At 37.6% G+C, this 22,206-nt stretch carries 21 protein-coding genes, 1 tRNA gene and 2 pseudogenes; 18 read left to right on the plus strand and 6 right to left on the minus strand.

What is annotated here, in order from left to right; translation table 11 throughout:
* Window positions 1-310: 310 nt before the first annotated feature.
* From N3I35_18060 to N3I35_18090, 7 genes and pseudogenes are all read left to right on the plus strand, one after another.
* A complete protein-coding gene (locus N3I35_18060) occupies window positions 311-799 on the plus strand; it encodes a pyridoxamine 5'-phosphate oxidase family protein (GenBank protein MCX8131990.1) in 489 nt (162 codons plus the stop codon).
* A gap of 178 nt (window positions 800-977) precedes the next feature.
* On the plus strand, window positions 978-1,565 hold the full coding sequence (locus N3I35_18065) for a TetR/AcrR family transcriptional regulator (GenBank protein MCX8131991.1): 588 nt from the start codon (window positions 978-980) through the stop codon (window positions 1,563-1,565).
* Between the two features lie 16 nt (window positions 1,566-1,581).
* Window positions 1,582-1,824 (plus strand): zinc ribbon domain-containing protein, encoded by a 243-nt coding sequence (locus N3I35_18070; GenBank protein ID MCX8131992.1) that lies wholly within the window; start codon window positions 1,582-1,584, stop codon window positions 1,822-1,824.
* Window positions 1,825-1,841: 17 nt separating this feature from the next.
* A pseudogene (locus N3I35_18075) lies at window positions 1,842-1,940 on the plus strand (VOC family protein).
* Between the two features lie 71 nt (window positions 1,941-2,011).
* Complete coding sequence (locus N3I35_18080; GenBank protein ID MCX8131993.1) at window positions 2,012-2,476, plus strand: MGMT family protein; 465 nt, start codon at window positions 2,012-2,014, stop codon at window positions 2,474-2,476.
* 157 nt (window positions 2,477-2,633) lie between these two features.
* The gene (locus N3I35_18085) at window positions 2,634-3,044 is read left to right on the plus strand and encodes a YjdF family protein (GenBank protein MCX8131994.1); all 411 of its coding nucleotides are present in this window, start codon (window positions 2,634-2,636) and stop codon (window positions 3,042-3,044) included.
* Window positions 3,045-3,157: 113 nt separating this feature from the next.
* Window positions 3,158-3,280 (plus strand): annotated as a pseudogene (locus N3I35_18090) (cytochrome B5).
* Here the strand turns inward: N3I35_18090 and N3I35_18095 are convergent.
* Both N3I35_18095 and N3I35_18100 read right to left on the minus strand, forming a co-directional pair.
* Window positions 3,259-3,555, minus strand: a complete 297-nt coding sequence (locus N3I35_18095) for a hypothetical protein (protein ID MCX8131995.1) — start codon at window positions 3,553-3,555, stop codon at window positions 3,259-3,261. The pseudogene N3I35_18090 and the gene N3I35_18095 sit on opposite strands and share 22 nt — an antisense overlap.
* 115 nt (window positions 3,556-3,670) lie before the next feature.
* Window positions 3,671-4,918: a glycosyltransferase gene (locus N3I35_18100; protein ID MCX8131996.1), complete on the minus strand. Its 1,248-nt coding sequence runs from the start codon at window positions 4,916-4,918 to the stop codon at window positions 3,671-3,673.
* 232 nt (window positions 4,919-5,150) lie between these two features.
* On the opposite strand from N3I35_18100, the gene N3I35_18105 reads away from it, so the two are divergent.
* Window positions 5,151-5,714 carry a TetR/AcrR family transcriptional regulator gene (locus N3I35_18105; GenBank protein MCX8131997.1) on the plus strand — a complete coding sequence of 188 codons (564 nt, stop codon included), beginning with the start codon at window positions 5,151-5,153 and terminating at the stop codon, window positions 5,712-5,714.
* A 680-nt stretch (window positions 5,715-6,394) separates the two neighbouring features.
* On the opposite strand, the gene N3I35_18110 is transcribed toward N3I35_18105, so the two are convergent.
* The gene (locus tag N3I35_18110) at window positions 6,395-6,997 is read right to left on the minus strand and encodes a cupin domain-containing protein (GenBank protein MCX8131998.1); all 603 of its coding nucleotides are present in this window, start codon (window positions 6,995-6,997) and stop codon (window positions 6,395-6,397) included.
* Between the two features lie 561 nt (window positions 6,998-7,558).
* The gene (locus N3I35_18115; protein MCX8131999.1) at window positions 7,559-11,161 is read right to left on the minus strand and encodes an AMP-binding protein; all 3,603 of its coding nucleotides are present in this window, start codon (window positions 11,159-11,161) and stop codon (window positions 7,559-7,561) included.
* Window positions 11,162-11,433: 272 nt separating this feature from the next.
* Here N3I35_18115 and N3I35_18120 point away from each other — a divergent pair, with 272 nt between their 5' ends.
* From N3I35_18120 to N3I35_18130, 3 genes are all read left to right on the plus strand, one after another.
* A complete protein-coding gene (locus N3I35_18120) occupies window positions 11,434-11,949 on the plus strand; it encodes a DUF1295 domain-containing protein (GenBank protein MCX8132000.1) in 516 nt (171 codons plus the stop codon).
* Window positions 11,950-12,248: 299 nt separating this feature from the next.
* Window positions 12,249-12,662, plus strand: a complete 414-nt coding sequence (locus tag N3I35_18125) for a hypothetical protein (protein MCX8132001.1) — start codon at window positions 12,249-12,251, stop codon at window positions 12,660-12,662.
* Window positions 12,663-12,860: 198 nt separating this feature from the next.
* Window positions 12,861-13,268: a hypothetical protein gene (locus N3I35_18130; protein ID MCX8132002.1), complete on the plus strand. Its 408-nt coding sequence runs from the start codon at window positions 12,861-12,863 to the stop codon at window positions 13,266-13,268.
* A 134-nt stretch (window positions 13,269-13,402) separates the two neighbouring features.
* On the opposite strand, the gene N3I35_18135 is transcribed toward N3I35_18130, so the two are convergent.
* A complete protein-coding gene (locus tag N3I35_18135) occupies window positions 13,403-13,630 on the minus strand; it encodes a hypothetical protein (GenBank protein MCX8132003.1) in 228 nt (75 codons plus the stop codon).
* A gap of 355 nt (window positions 13,631-13,985) precedes the next feature.
* Between N3I35_18135 and N3I35_18140 the strand changes: the two genes are divergently transcribed.
* The 6 genes from N3I35_18140 to N3I35_18165 all read left to right on the plus strand — a co-directional run bounded on the left by N3I35_18140 (window position 13,986) and on the right by N3I35_18165 (window position 19,158).
* A tRNA-Leu gene (locus N3I35_18140) sits at window positions 13,986-14,074 on the plus strand.
* A 129-nt stretch (window positions 14,075-14,203) separates the two neighbouring features.
* Window positions 14,204-15,136: a response regulator gene (locus N3I35_18145; protein ID MCX8132004.1), complete on the plus strand. Its 933-nt coding sequence runs from the start codon at window positions 14,204-14,206 to the stop codon at window positions 15,134-15,136.
* A 15-nt stretch (window positions 15,137-15,151) separates the two neighbouring features.
* Window positions 15,152-15,670 carry a hypothetical protein gene (locus N3I35_18150; protein ID MCX8132005.1) on the plus strand — a complete coding sequence of 173 codons (519 nt, stop codon included), beginning with the start codon at window positions 15,152-15,154 and terminating at the stop codon, window positions 15,668-15,670.
* 145 nt (window positions 15,671-15,815) lie between these two features.
* Complete coding sequence (locus tag N3I35_18155; GenBank protein ID MCX8132006.1) at window positions 15,816-16,661, plus strand: hypothetical protein; 846 nt, start codon at window positions 15,816-15,818, stop codon at window positions 16,659-16,661.
* A 107-nt stretch (window positions 16,662-16,768) separates the two neighbouring features.
* On the plus strand, window positions 16,769-17,494 hold the full coding sequence (locus N3I35_18160) for an N-acetylmuramoyl-L-alanine amidase (protein ID MCX8132007.1): 726 nt from the start codon (window positions 16,769-16,771) through the stop codon (window positions 17,492-17,494).
* A gap of 146 nt (window positions 17,495-17,640) precedes the next feature.
* A complete protein-coding gene (locus N3I35_18165; GenBank protein MCX8132008.1) occupies window positions 17,641-19,158 on the plus strand; it encodes a LysM peptidoglycan-binding domain-containing protein in 1,518 nt (505 codons plus the stop codon).
* 71 nt (window positions 19,159-19,229) lie between these two features.
* On the opposite strand, the gene abc-f is transcribed toward N3I35_18165, so the two are convergent.
* Complete coding sequence (gene abc-f / locus N3I35_18170; protein MCX8132009.1) at window positions 19,230-21,173, minus strand: ABC-F type ribosomal protection protein; 1,944 nt, start codon at window positions 21,171-21,173, stop codon at window positions 19,230-19,232.
* A 354-nt stretch (window positions 21,174-21,527) separates the two neighbouring features.
* On the opposite strand from abc-f, the gene N3I35_18175 reads away from it, so the two are divergent.
* Complete coding sequence (locus N3I35_18175) at window positions 21,528-22,178, plus strand: redox-sensing transcriptional repressor Rex (GenBank protein MCX8132010.1); 651 nt, start codon at window positions 21,528-21,530, stop codon at window positions 22,176-22,178.
* Window positions 22,179-22,206: the final 28 nt, after the last annotated feature.

Consider the following 22,206-nt stretch of genomic DNA (forward strand, 5'->3'; position numbering starts at 1 on the left):
GCCCCCTTTTTTAATTCAATAAATACGGAAAATTAATTAAGAATAGTTGTAGTGCTAGAGCTTATTGATATATAATAGTATTTTACCAACTTTAATAATATTATATTACAAGATCATTGATGCTTCAACTAATAAAGAACTCTATGATGTTCACTTTTTAGCGATATTTAAAACAACAGCTGTTTGTCATACTACTATAAAAGGGGTAAAAATCTATGATCCAAAATGAGATTTATGAGCTTATGAATCAGAATCCGGGATTTTATATGGCGACTTGCGAAAATGATCAACCGAGAGTCAGGAGGATGTGATGAGGAGAAAAGATAGGGAAGTATCAAATATAGAAGAAATAAAAAGCATAATCGAAAAATGTAGGGTTTGTCATCTTGCTATGGTAGATAAAGGCTTACCGTATGTAATACCCCTTAATTTCGGCTATAAAATAGCGGATAATTCTTTGGTGTTGTTTTTTCACAGTGCAAAGGAAGGGCGAAAAATTGATATTCTGAAAGAAAACAACGAAGTCTGTTTTGAAATGGCATATGAAGGTAAACTGGGTCATGTAGAAAATCCATGCAATTCGGGGTACTATTTTGAAAGTGTACATGGATTCGGTCATGTTGAATTCATTGAGGATATTGATGAAAAATGTAATGCACTAACACAGTTAATGAAACATCAGACAAATCAAGACTTCATATTTACAGAAATGCAAGCAAACAGTGTTTGTATTTTAAAGGTAGTATCCTCGAACTTTGTAGGCAAGAGAAAGCCGAATCCGAACATGCATACAGAGTAAAGTTTATTACAAGAACAATAAGATAATATAATTAATCTGGATTTATTTGAAACTTGACACACTTGTGTCAAGTTTTTGAGTTATGAACGTATTTTATCAAATATGGATATTTTGTATTGACACAAAGTCTCATATTTAATATAATGAGTATGCACTCAATGAGTAAGGAGTCAATGGAATGTCTAAGACGCAAAGACAGCAACAGAAGGAGAATACTAGGCAGCTTATTATCGATGTGGCTCTGAAACAATTTGCCAAGGATGGCTTAACAGCTGCGCGGACTTCGGATATAGCAAATGCTGCAAAAGTATCACATGGCACTGTATTTGCACATTTTCCTACACGCGAGATTCTTTTGGATACTGTAATTGAAGAGTTTGGCATGCGGATTACAAATCGGCTTCATGAACTTGTAAGTGAGAATTGCGGGATCAAGGAAGCACTTGAAGCTCATGTAAAAGGACTAAGTGAGTATGAGGGGTTTTATACCCGTTTGGTTTCTGAAGCTAGGTTAATCAATGAAAGCTCACGAAATTCATTGATTATGATACAGTCTGCCATTTCATTTCACATTAGCCAGGTTGCCGAGCGGGAGGTTAAAGCAGGTAAAATACGTCCAATTTCTGTTGCTCTCCTTTTCAATACATGGGTAGGCTTGGTACATCACTATTTAATCAACAGTGATTTATTTGCACCAGAAAGCCCGGTTTTAGAAAGATACGGTAAGCAATTAATTGAACACTTTATAAATCTGATTACTAAATAGGAAGGGGTTAATCAATATGAAGACATGTATTGCATGTGGTATGCCAATGAAAACAAAAGAAGATTTTGCTTTGGGAGATGAAAACAAGGCTTATTGCAAATACTGTACAAGGCCTGACGGTACAATGCAGTCCTATGATGAAAAGCTAAAGGGGATGACAGGGTTTATTATGAAAACCCAAGGGTTGGATGAAGAGGCCGCACGGAAAGCCGCCGTGGGGATGATGGCGAAGTTGCCGGCATGGAAGGATAAAAGTTAGAGCAGGAGATGTGTAGGATGAAATACGATAATTTTTTCTTGCCTGTCAACAACCTTGATGAGGCAAAAAGCTACTATAACGGTGTTCTTGGGCTGGGTTTGAAGTTTGATTTTTCATCCTTGGTATAACAGACTACTCAAAGACAAGTACATTACGGGTTGAATGTTAATAGATTGGGGGTGAAAATATGGCTAAGAAATCATATAATGAAAAACTGAATGACAGCAAAAATATGCCTGAAGTCGTTGAAATTACTGATCCTAAAGCAGTTGCAAAACTTGGCGGTACAAAAATGCTTATAGCACCTCCTCTTGCCTATGATGAAATCATGAAAAAGGTACCGAAGGGTAAAGTGATTACATCGGACTACATCAGAAGTTATCTGGCCCTAAAACATGGTGCGGATTACACTTGCCAGCTGACTGCGGGAATTTTTATAAATATTGCAGCAAATGCCTCTTCGGAAAGGGGGGTGGACGAGACACCTTATTGGAGGACACTCAAAAAGGATGGGGAATTGAATGAAAAGTATCCCGGCGGTATTGATGCCCAAAAGTTCCACCTTGAAATGGAGGGTCACTTTATTATTCAAAAAGGCAAAAGACATTTTGTTAAGGATTATAAAGGGAAATTATATGAAATCTTAGAATAATATAGAAATCTTTATTAATACTTTTATATTGACTATAATATATTTGAGAGATAAAAACACGATCCGGTTGGTAGTCCGGATGCAGGATATCCTGTCAGTAACCTGCCCTCCTGGGGTTGTCCGTTCTCTTGATAGTAACTTACAGGAGGAAACACAAATGAATACCAAATTGACGGTCTTTTTTGACGATCCTTTTTGGGTCGGAGTGTTTGAAAGGCTTGATGAAAGCTTGCTTGAAACTTCAAGAGTTGTTTTTGGTGCAGAGCCAAAGGATTATGAGGTCTATGCTTTTATCCTTGAAAATTATTTTATGCTTAAGTTCAGCAGGCCTGTTAAGGTTGAGGTTGGGTTTGAAAAAAGGATAAATCCAAAGAGACTTCAGAGAAAAGTCAGGAAAGAAACCTCTATATCAGGAATTGGTACAAAGGCGCAGCAAGCAATAAAGCTTGAGCAGGAAAGCCGGAAATCAGAGAATAAGAAGGCTTCAAAGCAAAAGCGTGAGGAAATGGAGCAGCTCAAATTTGAGAAAAGGCAGGAGAAAAAGAAGGAAAAGAAAAAAGGTCACTGAACTGCAGCAAAAAAGTTGCAGTTTTTTTGTTGACTCTCACAGTGTGTGAGGGTCTTCAATAGAATTACAATCCGGACTGTAAGACCAAGCAAGGAGGTACAATGTTTAAAACTGTTTATGATGTTACAAACAATGCTGCCTGGGCAGCTGAAACACACTTTGGACTCACGGCGGGAAAGGATTTGACCAATGAATTTGCCTCCTGTCATGCAGGTCAGCCTATACGGATTCTGTGATTTATCAGGTGTTTCCGGATTTTTACAAAAGATAATGTTGATACTGTCAAAAAAGCCCCTAAAATGTCAACAAGCATTACGTATTGAAGTGTTGTTATACTCATTAAAAATGCCCCAAGCATAGGCCCCACCATAGAGGTTGCTGAGTTGATCATTTGACCGAATCCATCTGCTTTTGTTAGTTTTGATGGAGGGACTAGCTGGGGAATAGCAGCTTGCGGCAGCAAGCCTATAATACTGGCTATTGTCAATGCAAAAGCTGAGCCTGTTTCCATGGTAATTCACCAGATGGTTGAAAATTGTACGCTACTCGGACTTAATAGTGAAAATGCCTGACCTGTATAGATTGTAAAAAAAGATTTTCTCCAATTCTCATTTTGTCTCATATCATTACCTTTCAAGACAATTTACAATGATTTCTGCACATTCCATAGCTCCGTTTTCAGCAGCAATGTTTTTGCCGAGGGCTTTAGCATTTGCAACGATTTTATCAGTTAAGGCAAAGCTGATTGCATCGGCAAGCTTATCTGCAGACAATTCCTTTTTGGGAATGGGTTTTGCAGCAACCCCTAAATCATAAGCTCTATGAGCCCATGCAAACTGATCATTGGAAAAAGGTATAACAATGCTGGGAATTCCTGCTTTAAATCCAGCCGCGGTTGTACCTGCTCCACCATGATGGCATACCGCTGAAACTCTCTCAAATAGCCATGAGTGAGGAATGCTGTCAATTGCAATGATGTTTTTCGGAAGATTTGCCGGTTTACCCATACCGCAGATTATACCACGCTTGCCGCTTTTTATAATGGCCTCCGCTGCCATTTCTGCCAGTCCATCATGCTTTTCTATGGAAGTCATACTTCCAAATCCAATGTATACAGGTTTTTCACCCGTACTTAAGAAAGCTGCAAGCTCATCGGATGGACTGTAGTCAATAGCCTCTTCGACAAACCAGTAGCCATTCTGGTGAATATTCTCGTTCCAATCATCAGGCTTTTTAAAGACGAAATTACTACAGGAGACAATGGCAGGATGTGTTTTATCTGTATGCCGTTCAAAGGGACAGCCAAAATTGTCAGGTACTTCTCCAAAACGCTTTTTCCAGAAGCCTTTTACAGAGTTTTTTGAGGCCATCCAGAGCATTCCTTGAATCATAGCATAGCTGACTTTTTTTGTAAGAATATTGGATTGAGTTTTCCCATACATCACTACAGATAAATATTCCTTAGTCTTGTGCATTGGGAAGGGAGAAGCCAGGACAGAAGGAATACCGAATTTTTGTGCTGCGAAATAGCCGATAGTACAGCCTGGGTGGTAGATAATGAGCTCACTTCCTTCGCAAGCTGAATAGTAATCGTTTACCATGTAAACACCATATTTCTTCATTTTATTGAAAGTCAAAAGCATTTTTAAAGGATTATCAGATGAACCGGCTGCTTTCAAAAGCTTTGGATCAACGTTCAAAGTTTCAATATCTGCCTCTATTGGATAGACATCTATTCCATAACTCCTTATAAATCCTTCAAAGCTTTTGCTTCCGGTGATGCGAATATCCTTCCCTAACTTTTTTAGCTGCTGTGCAAGAGCAATATACGGTTGAATATCGCCACGTGAACCAGAACAAAGAATCGTAATCATATTTTTTTACCTCCAGTATGAGTTTGTTTGTGTAAATTCATTTTTTTATCCAATCTGTGTATTTAGCCTTCCTTTCAAAATGGGTTTGAGAATGACTGACTTCTTTATTTTTAAGTTATTTATGGATCTTGTTTTATACGACAACTTGTTGTATGATTATAGTATACTGTTGCCCAAGACAACTATCAACCAACAATCAAGCAGTAAATGTCGGATTAAGGGAGATGTAAAAATGAAGAAACAACCAGAAATCACTGCACAGACCAGACAAAACCTGGTTGATGCATTTTGGTCTCTTTACTGTGAGAATAGGATTGAAAAGATTACAGTAAGGGAAATAACCCAGAAAGCAGGATACAATAGAGGAACGTTCTATGAATACTTTACTGATGTGTATGATGTGCTGGAAAACATAGAGAATTCCTTGATTCCGACGCTTGATGAGCTTCCACCGCTTTCAACACCCACAGGAACAATGGGAATGCCATTGGATATGTTTCTAAAGCTTTATGAAAGAAATAGCAAGTATTATTCTGTATTGCTTGGAGACAATGGGGACCCTGCATTTGCAAGCAAACTAAAAAACTCAATCAAGCCAACTATAATGGAAGTGTTTGCTGATAAGTCAAATGTTGATCTGATGGAACTGGACTATATAATGGAATATACGCTTTCAGCTATGATTGGTATTATGAGCTATTGGTTTAAACAAACGGAGACTCTGACAAGTGAAAAATTGTTTGAATTGATATACCGATTGATGGAGGAGGGGGTAATGAAGCAGCTCCCAGTGTAAGAACGGAAAAATGCACAGAAATTTTTGATAAAAGGGCATTTTTTTATGAAGATAACAGCTTTTGATTTGAACTCTTTTTCAAAATCTTTTGATGGTGGAAATCCGGCAGGAGTTGTACTTGCTTCCGATGAGCTTTAAGAAAAAGATATGAAAAAACTTCTGGTATTATTGGATATAGTGAAACAGCCTTTGTGATGAAGTCGGAACTGGCAGATTTCAAGGTAAGGGTTTTACACCAATTGAAGAGGTTTACATCTGTTGACATGCTATGATAGCGGCATTTCTAGTATTATTGAACTAAAACATAGTTAAGCAAGGCAATTAAGAAACCAAAGCTGAAATTTTGAACGTACTTAGATTTGTATTGACATGTTTCATTATATACATATAAGCATCTACTCCATATTTTTTAAAGGTGTCCAAAAAGCTGCTGATATATTTCTGTGAATGGACAAAACAAAAATTTACATTTGCTATTCATCCAATTTTCCCAAGGAGCCTTGTTTATGAAAATATAAAAAGTAGCGGTGCATGGAAAGGGGTTTGCATTGAATCATTTGATAGTAGATTAGCCAATATCTCACTAGACCAAATAGGAAACATCATTCCGGTGCATGATATCAAAAAGCTTTAGAAGTGATCATTGACATCTTCTAAAGCTTTTTAATAGTTTATTGATATTAGTGGTCATGCCCTTCTTCAGCAGCTTTCGCATCTGCTTTAGTTTTATGAACTGTACCAAAGGGATGCTGAGGTGGTGCATAAATAGAATATAATTTCAGGGGCTTATTGCCTGTATTGATTAAGTTGTGCCATTTACCAGCAGGTATAATGAACGCATAGTCATCGCTGACATATGCCTGAAAATCCAACCTGTCTTTCGTATCACCCATTTTTACAAGTCCTTGACCTTCTTCAATACGTACAAATTGATCGAGATTGGGATGGATTTCCAAACCTATGTCTTCACCAACATTAATACTCATCAAGGTAAGCTGCAAATGGTTTCCTGTCCATAAGACAAGACGGAAGTTGTCGTTTTGCTTGGTGGCTTCCTCGATATCAACTACAAACGGATTAGGCCCATAATCCTTTAATATAATTGGGGTACTTGCCTTGGCTTGATTCATATAAGGAAGATATTGATTAGGTAACTGGCTCCATAAATCCGGGTTACACATTGGGGTATTGGCAAAGTAAGGACACTGGTACATATTATATGCGTTATACATTGGAGTGTTAGCATTATTTGGGTATTGATACATATTCGGGGCATTATACATAGTGCTCGTTCCTTTCATAAGCGTATAGTATATATTATGTTTTATGTAAAGGAGATGTGCTTTGATTTGCCGGAATGATACCTTTAGAGCAGTGCAGTATCATCAACATTCTTTTGCTTTCTAAATATGCAAAGCTGCTCAAAGTAGAGAAAAAAGTCTGTACTTAACAGGCTGCTAGATAAAAGAGAGTCGATATTTTCCCAGATATCCTGGATTAGAAGGGTAGTTGCCAGTGAATTCGGTTTCTCCTTTGTATCAATATATCCGTCAAGCTTAGTAAAATTTTTTTAAAATTATTCAAAAAATAGCCCATACAATGCAAAAATCTGCCAATGGAATGCCATATATCTCAAATGTTGGTAAGATTGGGCCGTATGTAAGCATTTGGAACAGTTGCGTCAATTACAAAATATATAGAAAAGTACAGATAATCAATATTGTAGCCGGAAGAACGAATAAACTGATACATAACATAAATCTGAATAGCGTCTCCAAGATGAAAGTGGCTAAACGATAACCTGTAAATTGTTACTGTTTAGCCACTTTTGTTCCCTGCCCCAATCACTTACACAGGGTTATTGCGAATACATGCATATTTGGGCAATAGGGCAAAGTAATTTCCTGTAAATTATCATTGTCAGGAATAGAGTAGCATTGAGCAAACAGTTTGCCTAGTATGGGTATGGTGTCTATACGATCCGGGCCGGTTTCCATTACGCTTCCGCTCCATACAATGGATTCATTAAAGAAGCCATTGTTAAGTGAATAATCTGTAAAATCCAGTGCCGATCTCTCAGTAAGCCCGCTTTCATATTCTAATAGCATAGTAGTAGGATGAGAAGTAAAATCACAACATCCTACTATAAAGATCTTTTTATATCTGCCGGGGTTGTCTAACACGATCTTTTGTCCGAGGCAGAGTATGTTGTCAAAAGCTTCTGATTTGTATTCAGGCAACTTGTAACTAATATCATTAAACTTTAGAACCGCGCTGCTTATTATTTTTTCATCCGCAACCAGATAGGTATGTCTTCCATGGTCTTCTACAAAGCTGGCATCACGAGTATTTCCCAAATCAGAAAATGCTCTGTTGTTCAAATAATCCTTCAAGTCAAGCAAATGGTTTTCCCTTATGTCCTTAGTCAACTCCTCACCATTAATTACTATGTTTTCAAAAACATAATCTTTATCGTATTCATATGTAGCTTGGAGCAGATTTTGTGCAAATTCTTCTTCAAGTACCGCAATCTCGAGGATTTTCTTTGCAGCTGCATAGGAGACTTCTTTCTTGAAAGCTTTATCTGAAGACAAACATGCTTTTATAATAAAGCCATATATTGAGTTCCATATAAAACCGATTCTATTAATATCGGATGCGTATTTTTCCAGTATTCCTATTTTGTTTTTCTTACCAAGATAGGCTAAGCTTTCACCGAAGTGAATCCTGTTGCGGTATAGCTGCTGCAACTGGACGAAGATGTGGGAGAAGAATACATCAGTGTCCATGAACTCCCTTATTTCCTGTTCTATATCATTACAGTTTTCCAGGGCTTTTGAGAAATTTATCATTTGTTCAAAAGTGTTGAATCCATTTACTTTTTCATACATGTATGAGATTCTCTCTCTTAATATATCCTGCCAACTACCTGTCAGGTGTGATGTGTCCTCATCCACTGACATGGTCAGCATGTACTTATTAAAACCATTCAAAAAATGTTCCTTTGGCAAGAAATCCCCATAATTCATAGGAGATGAGTCAATGCAAAACAAATTGTCATTACTGTCAATACCGTTTATTGTGCAGAAATGTTGACCGTGATACTGCTGATAAGCTACCTGAAACCATGGACACCAGAAAATATCAAGATTTATGGCAACTGGTCTGCCTTCACAAATTTCATTTCTGATTAATTTCAGAGCTTCTTTTGCGTCTTTGCAATTTTGCTCGGTCAGCTTTATTCCATGATATTTATGTAACAAATCTATTCTTGTGCTTAAATCAGATTTTGGGCTGAGGCACTTACCCAACAGATCCCCTTTAGTTTCATCAAATTCAAAGTCCCAATCCTTAAGGTAAAGCATCTGGTGATCCCTTCCAAGCCATGAAGCAAGGGAGGCGATCAAATCTTCATAGCAATTCCTTGTATCTTCATGTAAGGGTATTATGTCCTCAAGAATTATTTTATCTTTATTTCCGCTTTTAATATTTGCATTTTGTTCGATATACTTACTGAGATCACAAACTGTCGGGTAGGCATACATTTCACTCAGGAATAATTTGAAATCAAATTCCTTTTCTATTTCCATAATCAGCATATGAGTAGCAACGGAATTTCCACCTAATTCAAAAAAGTTATCATTTACGCTTAATTTGCCTATTCTAAGAACCTTCTTGAATAAGTTTAGTATTTTTTTCTCAAATATATTAGCTGGCTCATCACTGTCTGATGCGGTTGGAGACTTTTCCTCAAGATTTTGAATATCTATAACAGTATCTTTGAATTCTCCGTTTTGATATCTTGACGCTAGACTGGAACGTTTCAGTTTTCCGCTTACTGTTTTTGGAATGCTGCTGATAGGGACTATTTTTTGCACACCTAGTGAAGTTCTTTTGTTTATATGTCTGATAATCATGCTTGCAGTCAGATTTGTATCGGCAATATCTTCTCCTGCAGCCATAAATACTATGATTTCATCAGTATGCCTGCTGCTGTCATATACTCCCACTACTGCGATATCGCCGGTGCTGATAGTGTCCAGTTCAGTTGCCACTGCTTCGATATCATGAGGGTAGTAGTTTTTGCCGTTCAGTAAAATAATATCTTTGTGTCTGCCGGTTATAATAAGGCGGTTGTTTTTGATAAAACCCAGATCTCCTGTTCTCAGCCAGCCGTCCGGTGTAAAAACGCTCCGTGTCCGTTCTTCGTCATTGTAATACCCTAAAGAAAGCTGCCTTCCTGATAATTGTATATGTCCGATGTAACCTTCATCAAGCTCCTTGTCATTGTCATCGCAGATACGCATTTTACAGGAACTCAACGGATATCCTACATCAACAAAGGATACGCAATTGCTTTTGTCTTCCGGTATGTCATCGCTTATTTTATTTCCTGTAGTTGTCGTGTTTCTGTCCAGAGTGTATTGTATGATTTCAGAGCCGTATGGAGAAAAGGAAACAGCTGCACAAGCTTCCGCTATACCGTAGGAGGGAACGATAACAGTGTCTTTTATCTTGTGTACTGCCAGTATGCTCATGAATCTCTTACATAATTCATAGGAGATTGGTTCCGCACCGTTTATTATAATTCTTATACTGGACAGGTCACATTCCTTTAATGCATCCTCGCTATAATATGATAATAGATGGCTGAAGCCGAAATTAGGGCATCCTGTCATAGTTATCCGGTATTCAGAAGCTTTTTTCATCCACAAGAGCGGATTTTGAATGAATAACTGGGTTGGCATTACGTACTGGTTTATTCCGTTTATTACACCATGTATATTAAAAAATATCAAGCCCATGTTATGAGTAAGGGGAGACCAGTACAGGAAAGAATCTTTTTCCGTTATATCCAATGCTGATGTAGATGCTCTCAAATTTGTGAGTATTACTTCATGGGAGTTAATTACACCCTTAGGTTCTCCTGTAGAGCCGGACGAGAATTGAATAAGGGCTATATCATCTGGAAGAGCCTTTTCGATTTTTCCAGGCTCATTTGCTGATAAAGCTTCTTCCAGTACTAAAACCGGAAAGTCAGGGCAGATATCGTTATCACGAGTATTTTTCTCTTTTATGTAATAGCTAATGTGTTCAGAGGCTTGCCTGGTTGAAATTAGACACGGATCTTTAAGCACTTTCCAAATATTAAATGTTCTTGAATTCACATCCTCTATATTTCCACCGGATACAGGCACCGGAATAATACCACCCAGTATACATGCCCAAAATATATAGACAAAACTTTGATTGTCGTCTATACGTATAACCATCTCCTGTTTTGGTTTTACTCCGCTTAGCTGTAAGTAATGTAGAACTTTGAGGGATTTTTCATACAATTTGCTGTAGGGAATATATATAGTTTTTTCAGCATCCTCAATAAAATACAACCCTTTTTCATTGGTTTTCTTAAGACTTTCAAGATACTCAGATAGGGTAAAAAACATTACTTAATACACCTCCGTAAATTTGGATAATTTTACTGGCTTTAAGCCGGTAGTACAGATATGACTTGATAGATTGAAAAAAATGTCATATTGGAATGGTATCATCTTGTATATCCCATGTCAATAATTTACAGAATATAAAATATATGTTTACTATAGAGGCTTTTGATGTTGAGTAATGTAAATGTAGAAAGGGATAAAAGAAATACTATTCTATTGATAATTGTAGAAATATATTATAAAATTACCATATGTTACCTGGGAGGTGTATGATGATTATTGTTGCAATACTATCAATCGCGTTTGTCTTAAGACTTTTGACGCTTATTTTTTCTATAAAAAATGAAAGAAGGCTTAAAAATGAGGGGGCAATAGAATATGGAAAAAAAAACAGTACAGTTATGGCTGTATTGCATACGGTAATTTATTTGGGGACAATTACATATTCTGCCCTGAATAAACAGCAGTTTGATACCGTATCTTTTGTCGGTTTGCTTATATGGCTGTTCTCATTCATAATGCTGATACTCGTAATCTATCAACTCAGAGAGGTATGGACTGTAAAACTTCTTATCGCAAAAAAACATAAAATTAACAAAAGCTTCTTCTTTAAGTATATAAGGCATCCGAATTACTTTTTGAATATTATCCCTGAGTTGATTTCCATAACCCTCATCAGTAAATTTTACATGCTATTTATTGTCGTATTTCCTGTATATCTAATTACCTTGGTTTTAAGGATAACCGAAGAAGAACGGGTGATGAAGCAAAATTTTGCAGAATTTTAGCAGTTGTTAAGCCAGACTTGCTTTATATGCTGGGTCGGCTTAGTTTCAGCTTATAGAATTCATATTATTTAAAAGCTTGGATTGTTTATTATAGCAATTCAGGCTTTTTTATTGTTTGAGAAAGTTTATTTGTTCGTGTATATTGATAATTTTTGAAACGCTGTTTTGCTTATTTAGCAAAACAGCAGCCAATTAGTATTGCTTTGACATCTAAAATCAGTTTGTAACACTACCCGGTATATTAACATAATATAGAGCAGAATGTATTATTTTAAACAATAAAGAAAGGTGTGAAAGGTATGGCTAATGGATTTGCCGGAGGATTTACAGGTGGAAATTTCGCAGCGCTTCTTGCAAACTATATAGGAGAAACCGTAACGGTATTTACATCAAGCGGCGGACAGTCGGGTGCGGGTTTTACCGGTGTAATACTGGCTGTCAATGAAGCATATGTACGTCTTATTACCAGAATAGGACCACCACCGGGATGCTCACTCGGAAACGCTTGTACAGGGTTTAACGTTGATGCGGAGGCTTATTGGGGTGGATCGTGTGGAGGATCATGCGGAGGGATGAATGGACCTATACTGCCGGCAAGCGAGGTCGGAGCAATAACGGCTGGCGGTTGGGATGGTTATCCTGTAGCAACAGTAGGCTCTGTAACAGATATACCGATTGCTGCGATTGTATCCTTTGTGCATAATGCCGTATAGTGTATAGAGCCGGACAGTCAGGCTGCTTCTAACGTGTGCAGAAGCTTGGCTGTCTGTTTTGGCATAAGACACCGGTCTTATTATTAACAAGTGAAGGGGACACAGATATTGGTATATGGTGTAACACAACCATTGCAGTATACATAATATAAAGTAACAAAGCCTAATATGATATCGGTAAAGAAAGGGTGAAAATATATGTCAGATGGATTTGGTGGCGGAAGCTTTGCAGCTCTCCTGTCTAACCACATTGGAGAAACTGTTACAATTTTTACAAGCAGTGGTGGACAGTCAGGTTCAGGGTTTACAGGTGTAGTTTTGTCTGTCAATGAATGCTTTGTACGCCTGATAACCAGGATTGGGCCTCCCCCGGGATGCTCTCTGGGCAATGCGTGTACAGGTTTTAATGTAGGCTATGGCTATGGATATGGAGGAGCAGGCACTGGCGGCAGTAATGTAGGTTATGGACCAGGCCCCGTACTTCCTGCAGGTATAAATGGTGCGGTTACAGCTGGTGGCTGGAATGGATATCCTGTATATACAGTTGGCTCAGTGACAGACATACCTATTGCATCAATTGTTTCCTTTGTTCATAATGCAGTTTAGGCAATCAGCCTTAATTTAACGGGTGCACAGAGTAGCAGAAGGAAGGAAAACTGCTCTCCGGCTTGAGAATAGCGTAAAAAATCTGATTGATAGAACAAAAGAACCGGGTATCAAACTACCCGGTTTTTTGTTTATCAGTTTATGTTTTCATTTTCATCCTTAATATCATACAAATTGTATGTAATACATTTTGAAGCTCTTCTGGTTTTAGAGGTCTTTGCAGCTTTTACTTCTTTAGTATCTTTTTTTGTACCTCTTGCAGTTTTGGCGGAGGTTCCGCCGGATTCGGTCTTGTTTGTGCAGTTTTTGTTAGTACAGTGGTTATTAATTACTATTGACCCACAAGTACAGAATTGTGCCAAAAAAATCACTCCTTAATATGTATAGTGCGCTATAATAAGCAGACAGAATTTTAGTATGCAGGATAATACCTTAAGAACGATCATTTTCTTATATTCGCCTGAAGATCAATAATGTACCTTATAGTCTTGCTTATCCTACCACCTGTAGCTGCTTGAGAATATTGCACTATATATAAGTATATCACATTACAGGCATTTTTAATATTATACCCCAAAAAATATATTTTAGTCATACTGAATATGACTGTGTCCTGTAAATTTTCTCCATAGGCCACTGTGCCCCGGACTTATTGACTTTGCCATACACACATGATATCATAATTAATAATATTTGCCGCTTTAAATGTTTATACATGCCGGAGTGGCGGAACTGGCAGACGCACAGGACTTAAAATCCTGCGATCTTTACCGATCGTACCGGTTCGATTCCGGTCTCCGGCACCAGTAGAGAGCTGTGACTTTAGTATGGCACAGCTCTTTTTTTAGAATAAATTTTGTTTTACATGCCGAATTTTATAATATATAATCTAATTGCAACCATGCCTTTTATTACTTAACATAGGGGAAAGGTTAATGTTTAAAAAAAAGATTTTGATAATAGATGATACGGAGCTTATGATTAAGCTTATAACCGATATACTTGAGGGAGCAGGGTATGAGGTGGTTTCTGCATCTAACGGAATTGAAGGGATACAAAAAGTTAGAGAAGAGAAACCCGATCTTGTCATTCTTGATGTTATCATGCCCGGTATGGATGGTTTTGAAACCTGTAAGATTCTAAGAGATGATGAAAGTAATAATCTTATGCCTATTATCATGTTAACAGCTCAGGATGCAGAGGATGATAAGTTAACAGGTCTTGAACTGGGAGCAGATGACTATATAATAAAACCCTTTAATCCTAGGGAGCTGATAAGCAGGGTAAACAATACACTGAAAAGGATTGACAGAAACAGGTGGGCAAACCCGCTTACAGGCTTGCAGGGAAATATTGAGATCCAAACGGAGCTTAATCAAAGAATAGCTAAAAAGGAGCCCTTTTCTGTAATATATGCAGATTTGGACAGTTTTAAAGCATATAACGATGTGTACGGGTTTGCCAGTGGTGATAGAGCTATAAAGCTTACAGCCGATATTATAACTGACAATGTGCATCTGTATGGAACTCCCAGAGATTTTATCGGACATATAGGCGGGGACGACTTTGTAATAATTTCTGTTCCGGATAGCGCCGATACAATATGTGAAGGCATAATCAAGGATTTCGACAATAAAATAATTGGATTATATTCGACCGAAGACAGAGAAAACGGGTATATTATAACTGCAAACAGACAAGGGCAGGTAATTAAATATCCAATAATGTCTATTTCTATAGCTGTTGTATCAAATGTGAATAGAAATATAATAAGTCACATACAGGTAGCGGAAATAGCCGCAGAGGTCAAGAAAAAGGCAAAAACCATATCAGGAAGTGTGTATATTAAGGATAAGAGAAAACAGTAGAAGGTGGAGAGTATATTGCTAAAGGACTATACAAGAGGGGCATTAAAAGTATTAAGTGATTATTCTATATCAATGCTGTTTTTTGCCGTATTCTTCCTTATATTTTATAAATATTTATTCGTTTATTCACTGGTTATTTTTTTTCTAATGGTTTCATTTTTGTATTCAGGTATGAGGAAGCTGGCATTGAAGGAAAGGAAACCACAGTACAAAATAAACCATTTCCCGATAAAGGGTATAATTTACGGAGTCTTGGGTTTCTTACCCGTTATCATAGCAACACTTGTTATCCCCATTATTCCGTTACAGTTAGAAGCATTTGATATGCAAAGATTAAAGCATGTAGCTGTTAATACTTTATTGAGTCCTTTATACTGGGTAATTAAACTTGGTAATGAAAAGTCTTATGTTTATTTACTTTCATACCTGGTAGTACCCGTTATTTCATTGTTTGGATACTTAGCAGGCTACTATGGTTTTGAGCTCCGTAAATTTTTAGGCGGAGGTATAAGAGATAGTAGAGAGGGTAGTTAGGGATAAGGCAAATGTTGATATTCAAATAAGAGCATACGCGGTATTACTGCCATTAATGCTAGTGGTATGTAGTGCCGCTTTTTATTAATGTATGTTTAGTTCATATAAATCAAAATGAACTGTATTCGGAAGTGGAGGGAAAAGTTTGGAAAAGGCAAAATTGATTTTTGAGAACTATAATCATATTATTGAAAAGGGATATGATAAAATATTATCGGGTTTTAAAGGCGACGATATACTGAAGCTTGGGGAGGAAAAAATCAACAGTCTTTTGAAAGGCGATATAAAGGAGTGGGAACATACTCCCATACCGTCGCTGGATGGTTTAAGCCCTAAAGAGTTTTTTTATAGCCTGAATGATCTTGCCCACACTATGGAGATTTTTAGAATGGGTGCGGAGATTTGTGATAAAGATCTCCCTGAAGTATTTCTTGACAGGCTGGAATACTTTGGAGAAAGTGTCGTTGAAGAGCTTTTAAAGTTATCAGTTGATACAGTACTTATAAACAGCAGTGAAAATTACTTTATACCAATACTTTCTATAAGAACACTCGGAAGATTAAAGAAAGAAAGTGCCATTGAGCCGCTTTTAGATATGGCATACAAGCTAAATGAGGAAAATGAAAACCTGGTAGAGGAGATAAATGATGCTCTTGTTGCTATTGGAAAGCCGGTGATAAATCACATAATAGACAGGATCATGGATCAGAAAAGAATAGGATATATAGATGAATATGTTTTGAATGCTCTTGTAAGGGTGGGTAAAGACAATAAAAGCGATGAGATTTTCAGGTGTCTCAAGGAAGCATTTGCAAAGATGGATGACAGGATTTTGGGAGCCTTGTGCCTGAGCGATTATGGCGATGGAAGAGCTATACCTGCGCTCAGAGGCTTTTTAGAAAAAAACAGGGCATCAGTTGATAGACAGACATATCTTGAAATAGCAGCAGCGATAAAGAGGTTAGGCGGAAATATTGATGATCTGATTTGAAAGTACAGCCGGTCAGCTGGCTGTACTTTTTTATTTTTCAATCCTGCATATGTCCAACCTATACTTGAATATCCTTATAATGGATATTTAGGAGGGGTTGATACTGTATGATAGTTTTGCTCAGAAAGAATAATGTGGCTTTGATAGTACTCATTTTCCTGCTCTCTATAGCAGTTTACAGTCTGAATCTAAAAAGTGATACGATTTCCGCAACAAATGGTCCAGAAGGACAGAGATTCATTATACTTGATCCTGGCCATGGGGGAGAAGACCCTGGGGCTGTAAGTGAATACAGCGGAATAAAAGAAAAGGATATTAACCTGAGTATAGCGTTTAAGGTAAAGGAACTACTTGAAAAGGAAAATTATAAAATACTTTTGACAAGAAGTGAAGATAGACTGGAATATCAGGGTACTACAAGCGAGACTCAGATGAGAAAACAGGATCTAAACAGAAGGAAAAAGCTGATGGATGAAGCCGGGGCAAATTTGGTTGTAAGTATACATCTCAACAAATTCCCACAGACACAATACTGGGGAGCTCAGGTTTTCTATCCACATAATTCACCAGAAAGTCAAAAGCTTGCAAACTACCTGCAAGCGTCGATAAAGGAAATAGCCGATCCAAATAACAAGCGGGTTGCCTTGGTAAAAGGAAAAGCTAATGAACTGCCCATAATAATATTAAGAGATTTAAAAACAACCACAGCAATAGTAGAATGTGGATTTTTGTCTAATCCTGAGGAGGAAAAGAAGCTTGCAACGAAGGAATATCAGGATAAGCTTGCTGAATCTATTGCTGACGGGATAAAAAAGTATTTTGAAAAGAAATGACACAGGCTATCTAAATGCTGAAAATCTTCTGAATATATAATACCTATCTTAGGATGTCTATTTACTTGTAAAATTTACTTGGTGAATTCACCTGGTGCTTTAGTTTATAATGTATAAACATTATGTAAACTAAAGGAGGGTGAAAAATGCATACGGGAAAGAGGTTTACGGCAGTTATTATAGCTTTGGTTGTAACTATATCACTCATGGGTACATCTTATGCAGAAACATCAAGTATTACAAATATCATGATAAACAACCAGCCTTTGTCAAGCAAGACGGCAAATGTATACCAGAATGGAGCACTACTGGTACCGGCAAAAGAGTATATGAATTCGCTTGGCGGTACATTCAGCTATGACAGTTCAACAATGACGGGTATTCTAAGACAAGGAGAAAATGAGATTGCATTCAGATTGGACAATAGTATTGCCAGGCTTAACGGTAAATACATACAGGCACCTGCACCATTGAAAATAGTGGAAAACAGGTTTATGATTCCTGCACAGTTTGCCTCAGAAAAACTTGGGGCAGAGTCGTATATGAAGGTTTCAAAAAATATACTGCTTGTATTCCAGCCTGTAGATGGGAAGATAGTGTACCAGGTAATGGCGGGAGATTCCTTGTGGGTCATATCTCAATTGTTTGGAACATCTATCAATGCAATAAAGCAGCTGAACAATCTGACAAGTGACAGCATTTTTATCGGTCAGAAGCTTATAATAAAAAATTGTACTCCTTTCAGCAGTATTTTGGAGGCTAAGACTGTAAAAACTGCTACATTGCGGAGCGGGGCAGGGTTTGAGTTTACAGCATTAAGCTATTTGCAGGCAGAAACGGCAATAAACGTAATTGGGAAAAGTGGAGAATGGTATAAGGTAGTAACGCCTAAGGGAAATGGTTATTTGTATCATACTACCCTTTCTGTCATTCAGGATTTAGCTGATAACACTGCAAATAGTACTTATTTCAGCAGGGAAATACAAACAGATACTTCTAAGAATTTTGTGACATATTCACAGTATTCCGTCCAAAAAGGTGACAACCTATGGAGTATTGCTGAAAAAGTCGGAGTACCGGTTAATGAGCTGGCAGCTGCTAATAATATGACCTCATCATCTGTTATTTATTTAGGACAGGAACTCATGATTCCGGTGTATAACATAGCTGTAAAAAGCACTCCGGAACCTCAATACGGAGAAATTCTCGATTGGTTTAAAGAAGCCCAGTATTTATTTTCTGTGGGCAAGACCGGTAAATTTATAGATGTTGAAACAGGAAAGAGCTTTATGGCGCGGAGGACTATGGGAGCAAGCCATTCTGATACTGAGACTGTCAGTGCTCTTGATACTGATATTATGAAAGAAATATTCGGAGGAAGCTGGAATTGGAATAGAAGATCATTCATTCTAGAAATTGAGGGCCGCAAATTTGCAGTATCTGTAGCAGGAATGCCTCATGCAGGTGTAGATGGGGTACCATATCTGCAAAATGTGAGTGGCAGAAGCGATAACTGGGGTTATGGACCTAATTATGACAGGATATCAGGCAATGGTATGAATGGACATTTTGATGTCTACTTCCTTAATGGTTTGAGGCATAAGGATAATAATTTAGACCCTGTCCATCAGTTAAAGGTATTGATAGCAGGAGGATTGCAATAAACCGGTGGTATATCAACAGGTGACAATCACTTACATAGATAAATTATGTAAGTGATTGTCACCTGTCATACTTAGATTCCCATTTCTTCCTTCTGCTGCGAAAGGTTTTCCCACAGTTCATACAAGCTTTCTAATTTGTTGTTAAGGCTTTCCTGCTCTTCATGCAGTCCGGTCAATAGTACGTGATTGCTGCAAGCCTCTTCAGATACCATTTCCATATCTATTTGAGAAAGTCTGAGCTCGATTCGGGTTATTTCCTGTTCTGTCTCGTCTAACTGCTTCAGCAGCTTACGCTGCCTGGCCTTTTCTTCCTTACTTGCAAGCCGTTCAAGCTTTGATGAGGATAATTTTACTTCCTCCCGTATGTCTTCGGAAGTATGTTTGTTTTTACTTCTATACTCAAGGTATTGTGAATACTCACCCTGAAAGTCATTAATTGAAGTATTGCTGATTTCTATTATTCTGGTCGAGAGCTTATTTATAAAATACCTGTCGTGAGAGACTGAGAGTATGGTACCTTCGAAGTTTGACAAAGCTTCTTCCAGTACTTCTCTCGAGTTTATGTCCAGATGGTTTGTCGGTTCGTCAAGTATTAGGAGGTTTGCCCCTGAAAGCATAAGCTTTACCAGGCTGACACGGCTCTTTTCACCTCCGCTCAAAATTGAGATGGGTTTAGTTACATCTTCACCTTTAAACAAAAAAGATGCGAGAGTGGTTCTGATTTGTGTCTGCGTAAGCTTTTCATTGCCATCCCATACTTCATCGATTATTGTATTTCTTTCATCGAGGTTTTCCTGTTCCTGGTCATAATAGCCTATGAGTACATTGTGTCCGAATTCAAATTCTCCTGCCGTTTTTTCCAGCTTTCCCACAAGGATTTTCAATAATGTAGATTTTCCACAACCATTTGGTCCGAGGAGAAAAACATTTTCATTTTTTCTGAGTTTAAAACTTATATCATGGAAAAGTGGTTTGCCTGGGTATTCTTTAGTTAAGTTCTCTACAAACAGCACATCATTTCCACTTATAACCCCTGTCCTGAACTTCATTTTTACTTTTTCAGGCAGATTTTTTGGCCTGTCTATTTTTTCCATCCTGTCAATGGCTTTTTGACGGCTTTCGGCAGCAATGATATTCTTTTCTCTGTTCCATCTTCTCTGCTGTTCTATAAAAGTTTCCATCCGGGCTATCTCTTTTTGCTGGAGTTCATAGTGTTTCTGCTGAATCTCCCTGTCAACAGCTTTCTGTTTTATATATGAGGAGTAATTGCCACTATAGGTTTTACAGTTGCAATTTTCGATTTCTATCGTTTTAGTAGTTACCGCGTCAAGAAAATATCTGTCATGCGAAATTATTACGATACTTGACCTGTAATTTTTTAAAAAACCTTCAAGCCATTCAAGTGCTGCTATATCAAGGTGGTTTGTAGGCTCATCCAAAAGAAGCATATCAGGTTCCTCAAGGAGAAGTTTGGCCAGCGAGAGTCTTGTTTTCTGACCGCCACTCAGGTTTTGTATTTTCATTAAAAACTGCTCATCGCTAAAACCAAGGCCCCGCAGTACCCCTTTTACTCTGCTGTTGTACTCATATCCGCCTTGACTGGCAAATCTTTCGCTCAGAGCAGAGTATTCCTTCATAAGAGAGGACAGGCTGACTTCATTAACAGAGGCGCTATTACTACTTATAGCGCTGATTTTTTCTTCAAGAAATTTTATACGTTTTTCCATGTCAATAAGGGTGGAATAAGCCGTAAGAAGTTCATCCCATATAGTTTTTGAAGAATCAAGGCCGGAGTTTTGTTCCAGGTATCCGATTTTTTTGTCCTTAGAAATAAAAATTTCCCCACTGTCCGGTTGCAGAAAACCGCATATCATTTTAAACAGCGTTGATTTACCAGCACCGTTTACACCCACAATGCCGACTTTTTCTGAGTCTTGTATATTAAATGAGATATTCTCCAATATTTTATTTGTACCAAAGGAAAATGATACGTTATTGCAAGCTAAAACTATCATTATTATACTCCCGAACAAAGTGTGTGAATACACGCTCTTAGTAATAACAACTCCCTGAAGAAGGGAATATCCTTCTGAACACTGTCAGCAGTCCTGCTCATTATAACAAATAGTAAACCGGTTATGCAACAGGTTACCAATGGTATGAGGTATACCAAAAGGCTGGCAATATTGACAATAAAATAACAAAGATGATATAATCACTTTGTCATATGGGATTTTTATGGAGTTTCAACTTCGCCGACAGAGGGTTTTGATTAATAGAAATTTGATTATGAGTAAAGCAGCATAATTTATGGAATTGACATAGTGTTTTTTCCATATTAAGTTTTTTGATATGTGAGGAGGAAGTTGATGAGTCTCAAAAAGAAAGTTTCAATTGCAGTAGTACGACGTTTGCCCAGATACTACAGATATCTTGCTGATCTGCTAAAAATGGATATTACCAGAATTTCTTCAAAGGAACTGAGCGCAAGGATGGGAATTACCGCTTCTCAGATACGTCAGGATTTGAACTGCTTTGGGGGATTCGGACAGCAGGGATATGGCTATAACGTTGAATCTTTGTATAATGAGATTGGTAACATTCTTGGTGTAAACAACATGTTCCAGACAATAATAATAGGTGCAGGCCATATGGGGCAAGCACTGGCAAACTATGAGAACTTTGAGAGGCGAGGATTCAAAATAATTGGAATATTTGATGTTGATACGGAGCTTATAGGAAAAAAAATAAAAGGTATAGATATACTTCACCTGGACGGTATGGATGAATTTATTAAAACCAATCAAGTTGATATTGCTATACTTACCGTACCATACGAACAGACACCGGTTGTTGCTGATAGGGTAGCACGCTTGGGAATTAAAGGGTTATGGAATTTTTCACCTATGGATTTAAAACTTCCGTATGACGTGGTAATAGAAAATGTTCACCTGAGTGACAGCCTTATGGTATTAGGCTACAACATGAACGAAAAATTTAAAGGTAAGAAAAATATATAAGCAGACGGTTTAGACCGCCTGCTTATTC

The organism is Clostridia bacterium (assembly GCA_026414765.1).
In the GTDB taxonomy this organism is placed as follows: Bacteria; Bacillota; Clostridia; order Acetivibrionales; family DSM-27016; genus SKW86.

Coding starts and splice junctions, on each gene's coding strand:
- N3I35_18145 (MCX8132004.1), top strand. CDS start 14,204: ATGTTTAAAAAAAAGATTTTGATAATAGATGATACGGAGCTTATGATT.
- N3I35_18120 (MCX8132000.1), top strand. CDS start 11,434: ATGATTATTGTTGCAATACTATCAATCGCGTTTGTCTTAAGACTTTTG.
- N3I35_18115 (MCX8131999.1), bottom strand. CDS start 11,161: ATGTTTTTTACCCTATCTGAGTATCTTGAAAGTCTTAAGAAAACCAAT.
- N3I35_18175 (MCX8132010.1), top strand. CDS start 21,528: ATGAGTCTCAAAAAGAAAGTTTCAATTGCAGTAGTACGACGTTTGCCC.
- N3I35_18100 (MCX8131996.1), bottom strand. CDS start 4,918: ATGATTACGATTCTTTGTTCTGGTTCACGTGGCGATATTCAACCGTAT.
- abc-f (MCX8132009.1), bottom strand. CDS start 21,173: ATGATAGTTTTAGCTTGCAATAACGTATCATTTTCCTTTGGTACAAAT.
- N3I35_18125 (MCX8132001.1), top strand. CDS start 12,249: ATGGCTAATGGATTTGCCGGAGGATTTACAGGTGGAAATTTCGCAGCG.
- N3I35_18110 (MCX8131998.1), bottom strand. CDS start 6,997: ATGTATAATGCCCCGAATATGTATCAATACCCAAATAATGCTAACACT.
- N3I35_18085 (MCX8131994.1), top strand. CDS start 2,634: ATGAATACCAAATTGACGGTCTTTTTTGACGATCCTTTTTGGGTCGGA.
- N3I35_18130 (MCX8132002.1), top strand. CDS start 12,861: ATGTCAGATGGATTTGGTGGCGGAAGCTTTGCAGCTCTCCTGTCTAAC.
- N3I35_18105 (MCX8131997.1), top strand. CDS start 5,151: ATGAAGAAACAACCAGAAATCACTGCACAGACCAGACAAAACCTGGTT.
- N3I35_18160 (MCX8132007.1), top strand. CDS start 16,769: ATGATAGTTTTGCTCAGAAAGAATAATGTGGCTTTGATAGTACTCATT.
- N3I35_18080 (MCX8131993.1), top strand. CDS start 2,012: ATGGCTAAGAAATCATATAATGAAAAACTGAATGACAGCAAAAATATG.
- N3I35_18095 (MCX8131995.1), bottom strand. CDS start 3,555: ATGGAAACAGGCTCAGCTTTTGCATTGACAATAGCCAGTATTATAGGC.
- N3I35_18165 (MCX8132008.1), top strand. CDS start 17,641: ATGCATACGGGAAAGAGGTTTACGGCAGTTATTATAGCTTTGGTTGTA.
- N3I35_18070 (MCX8131992.1), top strand. CDS start 1,582: ATGAAGACATGTATTGCATGTGGTATGCCAATGAAAACAAAAGAAGAT.
- N3I35_18060 (MCX8131990.1), top strand. CDS start 311: ATGAGGAGAAAAGATAGGGAAGTATCAAATATAGAAGAAATAAAAAGC.
- N3I35_18065 (MCX8131991.1), top strand. CDS start 978: ATGTCTAAGACGCAAAGACAGCAACAGAAGGAGAATACTAGGCAGCTT.